This window comes from Paenibacillus nuruki (genome assembly GCF_001721045.1).
GTDB lineage: Bacteria > Bacillota > Bacilli > Paenibacillales > Paenibacillaceae > Saccharibacillus > Saccharibacillus nuruki.
Genome location: NZ_MDER01000043.1, coordinates 138270 through 151476, shown reverse-complemented (window position 1 = coordinate 151476; position 13207 = coordinate 138270). Strand labels below are relative to the sequence as shown.

General features: G+C 40.1%; 10 protein-coding genes. All 10 read right to left on the bottom strand.

The window, feature by feature from the left end; all coding sequences use genetic code 11:
- Positions 1-244: 244 nt before the first annotated feature.
- Entirely contained in the window at positions 245-706 is a 462-nt protein-coding gene (locus tag PTI45_RS12835) for a hypothetical protein (protein ID WP_069327982.1), read from the bottom strand.
- A 186-nt stretch (positions 707-892) separates the two neighbouring features.
- Positions 893-1153: a DUF1450 domain-containing protein gene (locus PTI45_RS12830; RefSeq protein WP_069327981.1), complete on the bottom strand. Its 261-nt coding sequence runs from the start codon at positions 1151-1153 to the stop codon at positions 893-895.
- A 209-nt stretch (positions 1154-1362) separates the two neighbouring features.
- Positions 1363-1890 carry a CAP domain-containing protein gene (locus tag PTI45_RS12825; RefSeq protein WP_069327980.1) on the bottom strand — a complete coding sequence of 176 codons (528 nt, stop codon included), beginning with the start codon at positions 1888-1890 and terminating at the stop codon, positions 1363-1365.
- A gap of 144 nt (positions 1891-2034) precedes the next feature.
- Positions 2035-2490: a GNAT family N-acetyltransferase gene (locus PTI45_RS12820; protein WP_161594173.1), complete on the bottom strand. Its 456-nt coding sequence runs from the start codon at positions 2488-2490 to the stop codon at positions 2035-2037.
- Positions 2480-3667, bottom strand: a complete 1188-nt coding sequence (purT, locus tag PTI45_RS12815) for a formate-dependent phosphoribosylglycinamide formyltransferase (RefSeq protein WP_069327978.1) — start codon at positions 3665-3667, stop codon at positions 2480-2482. The genes PTI45_RS12820 and purT overlap by 11 nt, the downstream gene beginning before the upstream one ends.
- Before the next feature lie 262 nt (positions 3668-3929).
- Positions 3930-5795: an ABC transporter ATP-binding protein gene (locus PTI45_RS12810; protein WP_083243513.1), complete on the bottom strand. Its 1866-nt coding sequence runs from the start codon at positions 5793-5795 to the stop codon at positions 3930-3932.
- A complete protein-coding gene (locus tag PTI45_RS12805; protein ID WP_069327977.1) occupies positions 5788-7605 on the bottom strand; it encodes an ABC transporter ATP-binding protein in 1818 nt (605 codons plus the stop codon). Before PTI45_RS12805 ends, PTI45_RS12810 begins: the two co-directional genes overlap by 8 nt.
- Before the next feature lie 384 nt (positions 7606-7989).
- Positions 7990-11712: a dynamin family protein gene (locus tag PTI45_RS12800; protein WP_175425178.1), complete on the bottom strand. Its 3723-nt coding sequence runs from the start codon at positions 11710-11712 to the stop codon at positions 7990-7992.
- 209 nt (positions 11713-11921) lie between these two features.
- A complete protein-coding gene (locus tag PTI45_RS12795) occupies positions 11922-12200 on the bottom strand; it encodes an NAD/NADP transhydrogenase alpha subunit (protein ID WP_069327976.1) in 279 nt (92 codons plus the stop codon).
- A 16-nt stretch (positions 12201-12216) separates the two neighbouring features.
- Complete coding sequence (nth, locus tag PTI45_RS12790; RefSeq protein ID WP_069327975.1) at positions 12217-12930, bottom strand: endonuclease III; 714 nt, start codon at positions 12928-12930, stop codon at positions 12217-12219.
- Between the last annotated feature and the right edge of the window lie 277 nt (positions 12931-13207).

Genomic DNA, 13207 nt, shown 5'->3' with positions numbered 1-13207 from the left:
TTTTGAAAAAGTGAAAAAATAAAATCTTTAACTTGAATATTAATTCCTTCAAAAAAAGTAGTTTGTAAAACATGTTGATACATTATAACATACCTGCCCTCACCCTTTCGACTTAAATAGTATTATACAAAATTTAGATTAATTATTATATAAGTGGATAATATTTGTAATGAAATATAAAAGCTCTTTGTATGTACAAAGAGCTTTCAAAAAATATTTTAAACTATATAGAATTGTTTAAACATTATGGAAATAAAATGGAAGATAAACTATCTATATCATATATTTGAATATCTAATTTATTTTCTTTTATTTTTTCACCACTTGAAATTAATTCTGGAGATATTTTTTTTGATCTCTCGATTATTTTGTATTTAAGATTATTTAACTTATTGCCAGTAGAATCATAAGATATATCAACAACTATAAGTTCAAATTCTTGAGGATATTGATTTACTAATTGTTTATTTACTTTCCAACTATCTGTTTTTCCAACTCTAGTTTTCATTTGTACATATTTGCTTACTCCATCACACAAAAGTACAAAATCATAACCAAATAAATCTCCACTACGGGAAGCAAGACAGTCCACTTTTTTATGTCTTCTTCCTAAAGCTTGTGCTAGTTCAGCAATAAAAACATGTTCAATCATTTTTTCGTGATAAACACTCATTTTAGATGTATTAAAAAAACTTTGTAATGTCATTTTCTCACTCCTTCTTAGATTAAATACTTTATTAACATATCATCTGGTTATAATAATTTATGTATTGTTAAATACTATGTTTTTGTATTATAAGACACATTTTAAAAACTGTTATAAATAAAAAAACAACAGTAGCTATTTAAAAAAATAGCTACTGTTGTTTAAATTTACAATATAATTAAATCATTATTCTTTTCTTTTTTTCCCTTTTTTATCATTAGATGCATGAATCATTTCGACCAATTTGGCATATAATAGTTCTGGGGTTTCTTCGCATATCAGTGTCTTTTTTCCCACTAAAGCGATCGGTTGTTTGCGACAAGCTTTACACTCGCTTAAGCAACTTTTTTGCTTTTGCTTTACATCAGGGAACTCTTTTTTAAGTGTTTTATAGACTTGTTTGGTACCGAACTTTTCATTTTTTGTGCAATATTTGATCGTTTTCATCGCTTGTTGGCTCCTCTATCTGTTGCATTATTGCTATGGATATCATCTTATTTACCCTAATGAAGACCAATATGTAACGATTATACTGCTTATGAGCTTATAAAAATACCTGCTTCCTTCTAAAAACAAAGGAAACAGGCATTTTTTTATTCTATAAATCTGATTTTCAGATGCCTCTGTCACATTTCATTATTGCATTTTGTAGCGTATTATTTTCCGATAAAATCTTGTACCCATACTCCATTTTGATACCCTACACCGATTGATGTAAAGGTAGAACTTAAAATATTGGCTTTGTGACCGGAGCTATTCATCCATGATTGCATCACTTGAGCAGGGGAAGTCTGTCCTTTGGCGATATTCTCACCAGCTGCACGATAACTTATCCCATACGTTTTCATCATTTCAAAAGGAGTTCCATAAGTTGGTGACGTATGATCAAAATAATTATTTTTCACCATATCGATAGCTTTATCTTGTGCCATCGTTTGAAGCTTGGTGTCTACCGTTAATGCTTTTAGCCCTGCTTTGCTACGTTCTTGATTGACCAATTGCACCACTTCCGCTACAAAGGTAGAGGTGTCTGCGGATGCACTTTGACTGGCATATACAGGTTTGGTTGTTTTCACATGATGTGTAGTAGCTGCTTGAGCAGGAGCTGCTATCGTTACTGTTACAAGTACTGCTGCGGCAGCAGTTGAGGTGATTCGTTTTAGTAATGTACGATTGTTTTTCAATGGTGTTCCTCCTTTAAATTCAGAATCACCGTATATTTTACCATCTATTGGTATTTAATTGCTATTTTCGCTCTATGATCAAAGCAAAAAGGCACCAGGATTAACCTGATGCCTTTTCGAAAGGTGTGGCTGTGTATAGCGGAATTACATTTTTTTAATGTACCGGCATCCAATCTTCTCATAGCCCATATGTTGATAAAAAGAGCATGAGGATAGACGTTCGTCACGGTTCATTCCTGTTACATAGACAGAGTGATCTCCAGCTTCGTTTGCTTGCTTTTCAGCTTGAGCAATCAATTCACGTCCGATACCTTGACCACGATAATTCGCAGAAATGATTAGACCTGTGATTTGTGAAGTCTGTTGACCTGTCTCATATGAAGTCTCACGGTACATAGCGATCATACCGACGACCTGTCCTTCACGTTCTGCAACAAGAGTCAAAAATTGCGGTTTGCCTTCCAACGCTTCCATACGGTCGCGCAGTACACTTTCCGTCATCGGATAACGAAGTTCACGCATTAGAGCAGTTAGAGCTTGAACATCTTTACTTTCGAATTTACGGACTTCTGCAACAGGCATTAATACACTAGTCGACATGTACATACTCCTCTTTTAGCAGAGCTGCCGCTTGCACGGCTCGCTTCCGCGCAATTTCCACACTTTCATCCGCACTGAGAGCTACCGCCATTCGGCGACCCGGCTTAGTCTCCGGCTTACCGAATACACGTACTTGCGTACGGGGTAACTTCAATGCCTCATCTATTCCGCCAACGACAAAATCTTTGGAAGCTTGTGTTGCTTTCAGTGTCGCTGATGCGCCAGGAGTTAACAAATGAATACTCGGAATCTCAAAACCAAGAATAGCCCGAACATGCAGAGCAAATTCTGATAAATCTTGAGTAATCATTGTCACCATACCTGTATCATGCGGTCTTGGCGACACTTCGCTAAATACAACACCATCTGGGGTTAAAAAGAGTTCGACACCGAACAACCCATATCCACCCAGACGTTCTGTAATGGTTGCAGCAATACGTTGTGCTTCTTCTAGCTGTCCAGCAGTCATTGGGTGCGGTTGCCATGACTCAACATAATCTCCATCCCGCTGAATATGTCCGATCGGCGGACAAAACAACGTTCCAGAGGCACAACGCACCGTAAGCAGTGTAATTTCACTTTCAAAATGTACAAACGCTTCGACAATAACACGAACTGATTTGCCTCTTGCGCCTTCAAGTGCCGCATCCCAACATGCCGAAGCATCTTCAGGTGTGCGACATACGCTCTGTCCTTTGCCAGACGAGCTCATAAGAGGCTTTACTACGCAGGGTGTTCCAAGTACAGCAACAGCTTCTTTCAATTGCTCCAAGTTGTCAGCGAACCGGTACGCAGCAGTAGGCAATCCAAGGGTCTCAGATGCCAGACGGCGTATCCCCTCACGGTCCATTGTCAATTGGGCTGCAACTGCGGTAGGCACTACATTGTAGCCTTCTTGCTCTAGTTCTACCAGTACGTCTGTTGCTATCGCTTCAATCTCAGGTACAATAAAATCCGGTTGTTCACTGATAATGACTGCTCGTAGCTTAGCACCATCAAGCATATCAATAACATGAGAACGATGAGCAACCTGCATAGCAGGTGCATCCGGATAGCGGTCTACAGCAATACATTCAATGCCGAGTCGCTGAGCTTCGATCACTACTTCCTTGCCAAGTTCTCCACTCCCAAGCATCAACATCCGTTTCGCTTGACGAGAATTTGGGGCCCCCCACATGATAGACAGCACTCCCTTATATACATGTTTTGCACTGCAACCTACAAGGTACTGCTTACGTCATTTTGCTTATCGAATTATTACCTATTCGACAATGAATAGCACATTGTAAAATTTCCGACGAATTTCCTTTTAAACTTTACAATGTGATGACACTTTCTATTCTCTTATCTAATGAGCAAGATTGCAAGTCACTTTGTCTAAATTTTTTGACAATTCTCGTATAATTCTTACTTTCAAGGCTTAATTAAGTCGAATAATGTCACAAAAAGCGGAATTGCGCTTCAATCAAACCATTGTAAATGCCTTGTTTTTGAATCAACTCTGCGTGTGTTCCTTCTTCTTTGATCTGTCCATGATCCAATACGACAATATGATCAGCATGTCGAATCGTAGAAAGTCGATGTGCCACGATAAAAGAAGTTCGTCCTTGAAGCAACACTTTTAGTGCTTCTTGTATACGCAGTTCTGTCTCCGTATCGATACTGGCTGTCGCTTCATCCAAAATCAAAATCCGTGGATCTGCAAGTAGTGCGCGGGCAAAAGATAATAATTGACGTTGCCCCATCGACAACACATTTCCCCGTTCTTCGACTTCTGTATCATAGCCTTTAGGCAACTTCTCAATATACACATGAGCATGAACAGCTTTGGCGGCATTTTCTACTTCTTCATCAGTAGCGTCCAGTCGTCCGAAGCGAATATTATCTCGTATTGTTCCGGAAAAGATAAACGTATCTTGAAGCACAATACTGATCTGTCCACGCAGACTTTCCAAAGTCACATCACGGATATCATATCCATCAATTTTAATCGTACCGTTCTTAATATCATAGAATCGACTAATCAGATTAATAATCGTCGATTTACCAGAACCCGTATGTCCGACCAATGCAATAGATTGCCCTGCGGTGACATGTAGATCAATCTCGCGCAGTGCAGGTCGATTAGCTACATATTCAAAAGTCACTTTGTCAAACACAATATCTCCGTTGATACGTGGTATTGGTTGTGCACCTGGCTTGTCGGCTACAGAAGGCTTTTCATCCATAAATTCAAAAATACGTTCAGACGATGCCATCGCTACAAGCAGTTGGTTATACATATTTCCCAGACGGTTAATCGGGTCCCAGAAATTCCCTACATAACTTGCAAAAGCGACCAGTGTACCAATCATAATCTCACCGCTAGCGATCAATGTGGCTCCATACCAGAATAGAATCATAGAACCCAATCCACCCGTAATCTCGATCAACGGTCCGAACGATTGATTGAGTGCAGAAGCTTTATCCCACGATTTTTTGCTAGAAGCATTCATATTATCAAAGTACTTCATGTTCTCTTTTTCTTGTGTATACGCTTGCGTTACACGGATACCTTGAATTGATTCGTTCAAGTGAGAATTGATACGTGAATTTTTCATCCGTACTTCTTGCCATGATAGACGGATAATTTTGCGTAACTTGGTGGAGACGAAGAACATTAACGGTACGGTCAGCATCACAGCAAGCCCTAATTTCCAATTAATTAGCATCAGAATCACCACGATACCTAATAGCTGAACACAATCGATCATGACGTTCACTGCACCATTTGTAAATAAATCTTGCAAAGAGTTCACATCATTGGTTACTCGTACTAATACAGAACCTGCGGGACGTTTATCAAAAAAGGAAAAGGATAAGCGCTGAATATGACTAAATAAATCCGAACGAAGATCATAGATCACACGTTGTCCAATAATATTCGTATATTTGATCCGATATGCATTCGCTGCCCACTGGATAAGATATAATCCCAGTGCCAATGCAGTAAGTCCGTATAGTAATTTGAGGCTAGGAGCACCCGATACAGGTTGAATCGCTTTATCAATCGCTGCTCCAGTAATATAAGGAACCGCCAATTTGGTAATCGTGCCAAGTACCATCATCAAAATAATAAAGGGTAGCAATTGCTTAGCATATGGCTTGATATAACCGAACAATCGTGCAAATTGAGACCAGTTAAATGCTTTATCAATCAACTCATCATCTTGATAAACAAATCGGTCTTCGACACGTGTAATAGCAGATGAACTGGATAGCTTTTGCTTTTCTTCTAGTGGTTCTTTGACGGATAGATTACTCATAGCTTCTCACCTGCTCGCTGTTGATCTCACTTGCTGTCTCGTGGGAAATAGAGGGCTCATCAATATCTTGAAGTCGCTGAATATGGTCTGCATATTGCACATGATAAATATCCTGATAAGCGCCCGGTACATGTATCAATTGCTCATGCTTCCCACGCTGTACTACCCGTCCTTCTTGCAGTACTAGAATCTCATCGGCATGGCGCAAAGAAGAAATACGGTGAGCGATAATAAATGTAGTTCTACCTTTCATCACTTCCTGAAAACCCGACTGAATCTCATGCTCGGTCTCCATATCAACAGCGCTGGTAGCATCATCGAGGATCAGGATTTTCGGGTTTTTGAGTAGTGCACGAGCAATCGCAATCCGTTGCTTTTGCCCACCGGATAATCCCATACCTCGTTCACCGACAAGTGTATCGTACCCTTGTGGTAGTTCCATAATAAAATCATGAGCTTTGGCAAGCTTGGAAGCCCGAATAATATCATCCATCGTGACCTCACTCATGCCGTAAGCGATGTTATTTTTGAGTGTAGAAGAGAACAAAAACGTTTCTTGAAAAACCGAAGCGATCTGAGAACGCAAGTCTTCAATTCGGATATCTCGGATATCGACTCCATCTAACTTGATACTGCCTTCAGTCACATTATACGCACGCATTAATAACTGAATAACTGTCGATTTACCAGATCCTGTACCCCCTAGTAAGCCGATAACCGACCCTGGAGGCGCATCCAAATTAATATCAACTACAGCAGGTAATTGATTCCCATAAGCAAATGTCATATGTTCAAATGTCACATGACCTTTCACTTCATGAATATTCATGTGACTTGTTGTATCTTTATCTTTAACATCTACATGCTGATATAGAATTTCCAATATACGCTCGGTAGAGGCTTTGGATTGCGTATAGTTATTGATATGAAATCCAAGTCCCCACATCGGTCCGATAATGTACCAAATCAAGGTGAAAAAGGCGACCAATTCACCAAGGGTAAGCGAACCTTGGATCACTAATGTTCCACCAAAACCAAGCAATATCACGACACAGACCGAAGCCAGTAATTCCATAACTGGAAAGTAGCGACTCCAGAGTGTAGCGGCATGAATCTGATTGGTACGATAACGCTCATTACGTATAGCAAATTTATCAACTTCATGAGGTTCACGAGCAAAAGATTTGACGGTTCGTACACCTGTAATATTTTCTTGTACAGCGGTTGTTAAAGACCCTAAAGCAAGCCTCATTTCTTGAAAAGCAGGGTGAATACGGGATTCGAATTTGAGAGCGACAAAGACTAAAAAAGGAATAGAGATTAATGTGACCAGTGTGAGTTGCCAGTTCATCGAAAACATGACGATCGAACCAAAGACCACCATCATAAATACATTCAATAACTGAGCAAAACCAAAACCGATAAAGTTACGAATCGCTTCGAGATCACCGGTTAAGCGTGACATTAAATCTCCTGTTTTAGCTGTGTCATAATAACGGAAGGATAGAAATTGTAACTTTTCATAGCACGCATTGCGAAGTCGGTATGCAATATAATTACCTAGACGTCCTCCAAAAAATCCATGAAGAAATTGCATGATACCTTTCAGAATAGCGACACCAAAAATAGCTAGTGCCAACATTGGAACCTGATCAAATCGCCTCAGCTTGATAACATCATCAATCAAAATTCTAAGTAAATTTGGATATACTAGCCCGAGTGCGGTAGCGGTTGCAAGACATAAAATAGAGAGGTATAAATAGCTTCTTTTGCTCCGATAATAGTCATGCAATTGTTTGAGAACGTCCATGTGTCTCCCCCTTTGATTCTCTTTTGGATGATTAGCATAATGAAGCTTACCACCGTCCTCAAAAGCCCGCAAAGCGGATACACGTTCGTTTATTGGCAATCGCTTTAAATTTATGCCATAATTTAGACATAAACCGTCAATTTTAATGAAATAATGCAAAATACTACATTTCACGAGCATTTCTTAACATTCATTTTATTTTGTAAACTTGTTTATGCAATAATTTGGTAAAAGCGCTATCATTTTTGAATATAAGTATTGTATTTATTTTCACGTATATAATAATATGGAAGTTATGTATAGATAAAAAAAGAACGCCTATCTTCTGATAGCACGCTCTTTTTGGTGATTAATTATTATTCGTATGACTTTTAAGTCTATATTTTATAAATCATAAGCTTGTTTGATTCTAGCTTCATCTTCTGCTGAAACAGAATGAATTAATGTTTCTAGATCATGAGCTAATGCTGACCAGCGATCTGCACTCACATCTGTTTGCAATGAAGCTTCAGTTCCTTCGACCCACTCTGCAATTTGACGTTGCATATCATCAGCCGCTTCTTGTAGTCTTTGGTTCAGACCAACAATATAATATTGTGACAACCGCTCACGTTGTTCATCCAACATGCTAGCGATTAATTGGTCTAATCTACCCGATACTTCTTCACGGAATTTCTCACGTCCGCCTTGTTCAAAGAAATAACGAGGATTGCGGAATAACGACCAGAGTGACTTCCAATCCAGTACATCTGCTATTTTCATCTGTACCAGTTCTGGAGTTTGCCATTTGGTTAATTCAGGCTTAGATAATGTCAAACCTGCTGCTGCCGCTTCTGCTTCACGTCCATACACTTCTTGACGCTCACCGACTACTCGCTCAGAAGCTTTCTCCATGCGTAACGTTGTAGCCAGTACTTCCTGCTCTAATTCTGTAGATAATCGGCGTAATAATTCCCGTCCACAAGCAGCAAAATCTGCTTTGAGATCAGGAGATTCACTATTAAGCAAAGAAGGATTAAAAATTTCAGGCATCCAATCTAGCGCTTTCAAGCGTACACGTTGACGAACATGGAATAACAATTCGCCACTCTCTTCTTGAATCCGTCGATCCGGTTCGGTCTGAAACATTCGCATAGCTGCGGCATGAGCAGCTGATCGTTCTTGCACCAGCTGTTGCATACGTTCTACTCGATAAGCTTCTCCACGCTTCGCCGCATCTTCCCATGTGAGTACTGTTTTGCGTACACGTTCTACTTCATCATAAGCCGCTTGAATCGCAAGCCCTGCTAATGTCTCATCTGCAAAGTTCATAAAATGTTGCTGGAACTGTCTGAATCCATCATCATTACCTTGAATGGCTCGACGACTGGATAACGCATAAATATTAGGCTTGCGAATGCCTGTCGTATTAAGCTCATGTACTATACGTTCAACCACTTGATTCTTTTCTTCTTCCGAAGAAGCTAGATCCGATGCATTGACTACAAAAAACATATTATCTAATGCTAGACTTCCTTTAACCCGACCTAATTGCTCTAGTAACTGGCGATCTCCATGTGTAAATGCGTGATTATAATAAGTCACAAATACCAATGCATCTGCTGACTTCATATACTCAAAAGTTACTCCTGTATGACGGGCATTGACGGAATCGGCTCCCGGTGTATCAACCAGTACCATCCCTTGAGCGGTCAATTCACAATGATAATACAGATCTATCCGCCGTACAAAGCAAGACTTGGTCTCTTCCGATACAAAACCTCTAAATTGATCCAGTCCGATCTTCAGATCTTGTCCAAGCAAAGGCTCTGCTTCTTGCCAACCTGCTGCTGCTGCAATCACAAAGTTATAATGAGCACGTGCAGAAGGATGAATACGTCCAGGCGATAAGGAAGCAATCTGTTTTCCCCAGTCCTGTTCTAATGTCATCTCTGGCAATCCTAATAAGCGAAAAGCTCCAGTAATATCTTCTTGCATTTCTGTTCTACTTTTCATAAAGACTTGAGCGGTTCCGTGACCATACTCCCCTTCAGGTGCCATGATCTGTGTAATAGCAGCTGTCATCGGATGCGGAGAAACAGGAAGTACAGCTTCCCCTAGTAAAGCATTTGCAAATGACGACTTCCCTGCGCTAAATGCACCGAATAAAGCCAACGTAAATTTACCATTTTCCATTACATGAGCACGACGACGCAATTCAGTAGCAGGTAGGCTTAATCCTTTGATATGTTCGATCATATCTGAAGCTTGACGCAACTGCACAGCTGTTTGGACAAGGCGCTCTTTTCGATGAGAAGATATTACTTTTTCTTTTATAGGTGGCGTGATAATACTTGAATCAGTATCTGTGTGTGTTGAAGATCCTGAGCTTCCTACTGATGATTCAGATGATTGTAAAGTATCAGTAGAGGATGACGTTAGATGATCATCTATAGCAACTGTAGAATCCACTTCACCTGTTTCTTCTAGGATAGCAGGCAACCACTGCGCTTGAAGCTGTGCGCGAACAGGCAGTAATTGACGTACCGCTTGGTCATTTTGTTCTTTTTGCTGTTCCAATTGCTGTTGACGCATCAATGATTGATATCGTCCAGATAATTGATCCCGCTCTTGCTGTAATCCTTGTTGCTCTGCTTCTACCTTGGGCTCTAACTGTTCCAGTAGACGCTCCATCGCATCAAGTGCAGCTCTCCGATACATAGCGACTGTTTTTTCACGTAAAGCACGCGTATAGTTCAATACGTATTCGCCTGAAATGGCGATATCTGAAGTTGCACCGGCTTCGATATCACGTTCTGTGATTTGTGGCAAAGACGACGTTAACAATGTCTCCTGTTCTTCAGTCCATAATTGTTGTTCCTGACTCCAGCCACGTAACAATCCACGTACATGAACATCTAGATTAGCAGCCACTTGTTCCCGGTATGATGTCAGAAAATTAGACTTACGTTGCTCACGCTCTTGAGCCGTTTTGTCTTTGGAAGCAAAAAAGCCTACTTTGAATCCAGGACGTTGACTTTCCAGATACAACTGAGCTAGATCACGTACAGGTGCAGGTGTGATATTGGCTTGATCTACCAATCGTCCAATTTCCCAACTCCATGTTTTGCGATAATTTTCTATTGTAGTCTGCGCAGTAACGATCTGTTGTTCAAATTGTTCAAGTTGCGCATTCAATTGTTCTATCGTCATTTCATCGTTCAGATCATGGTCTACAGTCGAAGATGATTCTTCTTCGCTGTTCATTTGCTCTTGCAACCATTTGGTATGTTCTTCAGCTAATTCCCAGATCGCTTGAGACAAGCTATACATCCGCAAGGGTTCACGCTCAAGTAACAACTCACCAATAACGGTACGTAGACGCTCTAGCTTACCGTGACGATGCTGAGACTCCTGTCTGGATACATAAAGGATACCTGCTGGTTCAATACCTCGTCCGGCAAAAGACTGAGCGACTCCACGTTGATAGTCAGCAAAAGCTAATTCTGAATCATCATGTTTATCAATCTGATTAACGATTAAGTATAAAGGCTTCCCTCGCTCAGACAATGTTTTGGCAAATGAAAGATTGGTTTCCGATTGAACATGGTTATAATCCATCACATAAAAAACAACATCTGCACGATGCAATGCAGAGTACGTAGCCGCTTCATGAGCCGCGTCTGTAGAATCGACACCCGGTGTATCCAATAATACTCCATGAGCGCCTAGAAGCTTAATATCGTCCCATAGATCGACTGATTCGTACTCGCCACCATTTTTACAATATTCATCTAATGCATCCAGACCGATTTCAAAAGAAGGTTCCTGACTATTAAGATGAACGATTGCGCGTGGTTCACCATCACGAATAGCTGCAATATTAGCTGTAGTAGGAATCGGGCTTGTCGGTAAGACCTGCTTGCCACAGAGCCAGTTCATCAGACTAGATTTACCTGCGGAAAAGTGTCCACAAAAAGCGAGCACCAATTCTTCAGAACGATGCTTCTGGATTAAATCTTGCGCCTTATTAGCAGCAGACGTATTGCCTTGTTGTTGAAGTGTCGCTTTCAATTGTTCAAGTATATGATCTAAAGAATCTTTGGTTTGCGGTGTAATCGCTTGCATCAGTATGCCCTCCATCATGCATGATCTCTGTCCAAATCACTTTTCTGATATTGTACCACTGTGACCCACTGGATGTAACTATTGGATTATTCACTTGATCTATACCTACAAAAAAGGCTTTTTATGAATAGCTTCTATATACCTGACTCACAGATATATACATGTATTCATAAAAAGCCTTATGTTCTACTATAATGTTATCCGTACAATTAGATAACGCTAGCTTCTGTTTCAGCAACAGGTACTAGAATTTCGAATAATTTACCATGTTGTAAAATAGTAATACCTTTACCTTTGTCTTTCATAACAACAACATCACGCTTTTGTGCCATACGCTCGATATAATAATCAGGTACATCACCAGAATAGTTAACTGTAATACCGTCAACTTCTTTTTCTTCGTTTTCAGCCAATTCCTCTGCTACCACTTGCTCAAAGATATCAGAAAATTGTTCAAAATTATCAGTATACACAGAAATGCATTTCATAACGTTCGACCTCTTTTTATGTTGTAGTGTTGTTTTTCTTTACTGATTTTGAGATTTTGGGTTTGACCTTTTTCTCTTTGATCACTAAAGACGTTTTCATTCTTTTTTTGCCTTCACGACAAATGTCCAGTAGTGGACATACCTGACAAGCAGGATTTTGAGCTTTGCAATGATACCGTCCGAAAAAGATAAAACGATGATGACTAATCGTCCATTCCTCTCGAGGTACACGCTTGTTCAGCTTGTTTTCCACTTCAGTCACATTGTCTTTCCAGTTTGCGAGTCCTAGCCTTTTGGATACACGTTCAACATGAGTATCTACTGCAAAAGCCGGCACATCAAATGCATTGGATACGACCACATTCGCTGTCTTACGTCCAACTCCTGGGAGCTGTACAAGCAGGTCATGTTCACCAGGCACTTCTCCACCATATTGTTCAATCAGAATCTGGCATAGGTTCTGGATATGCTTCGCTTTGTTGCGATACAATCCAATACGCCGTATATCTTGTTCCAATTCTTCAAGAGGTACAGAGATATAATCCTGTGGTGTGTGATATTTCTGAAATAAATCTGCCGTCACCTTGTTGACTGTTGCATCTGTGCATTGTGCCGATAGCAGTACAGCAATCGTCAGTTCAAACGCATTGTTATGATTAAGTTCGCAGTGCGCATCTGGGAACATGCCAGCGATGGTATCTAAAATATGTCTCACTGTAGTGGCATTCATTAGTATTCCTCCTGCAAAAAACCGCCTGTCCACGGCATTTTCCGCGACTCAGACGGTATCGTCTCACTGTACCTGCATGATAGGGATTGCTGCGTCTAGCATTAGATCTCGTACCCAATCTTCAATGACAATACAATTCGTATCTTAACATGTTCTGTGACGAATTGCACGCATCGTTTACATGAATTTTCAGTAATTTTTTACTTACGTCAACAAATCGTTAAAAGTTATCAAGGATTTGCTTTTTTTCCAAAACAAAAGATCAGTCATCTATTTA

Excerpts from the sequence above, each read along its gene's own strand:
- PTI45_RS12810 (WP_083243513.1), bottom strand. The coding sequence starts at position 5,795 with ATGAGTAATCTATCCGTCAAAGAACCACTAGAAGAAAAGCAAAAGCTA.
- PTI45_RS12805 (WP_069327977.1), bottom strand. The coding sequence starts at position 7,605 with ATGGACGTTCTCAAACAATTGCATGACTATTATCGGAGCAAAAGAAGC.
- PTI45_RS12835 (WP_069327982.1), bottom strand. The coding sequence starts at position 706 with ATGACATTACAAAGTTTTTTTAATACATCTAAAATGAGTGTTTATCAC.
- PTI45_RS12820 (WP_161594173.1), bottom strand. The coding sequence starts at position 2,490 with ATGTCGACTAGTGTATTAATGCCTGTTGCAGAAGTCCGTAAATTCGAA.
- PTI45_RS12830 (WP_069327981.1), bottom strand. The coding sequence starts at position 1,153 with ATGAAAACGATCAAATATTGCACAAAAAATGAAAAGTTCGGTACCAAA.
- PTI45_RS12800 (WP_175425178.1), bottom strand. The coding sequence starts at position 11,712 with ATGCAAGCGATTACACCGCAAACCAAAGATTCTTTAGATCATATACTT.
- nth (WP_069327975.1), bottom strand. The coding sequence starts at position 12,930 with ATGAATGCCACTACAGTGAGACATATTTTAGATACCATCGCTGGCATG.
- purT (WP_069327978.1), bottom strand. The coding sequence starts at position 3,667 with ATGTGGGGGGCCCCAAATTCTCGTCAAGCGAAACGGATGTTGATGCTT.
- PTI45_RS12795 (WP_069327976.1), bottom strand. The coding sequence starts at position 12,200 with ATGAAATGCATTTCTGTGTATACTGATAATTTTGAACAATTTTCTGAT.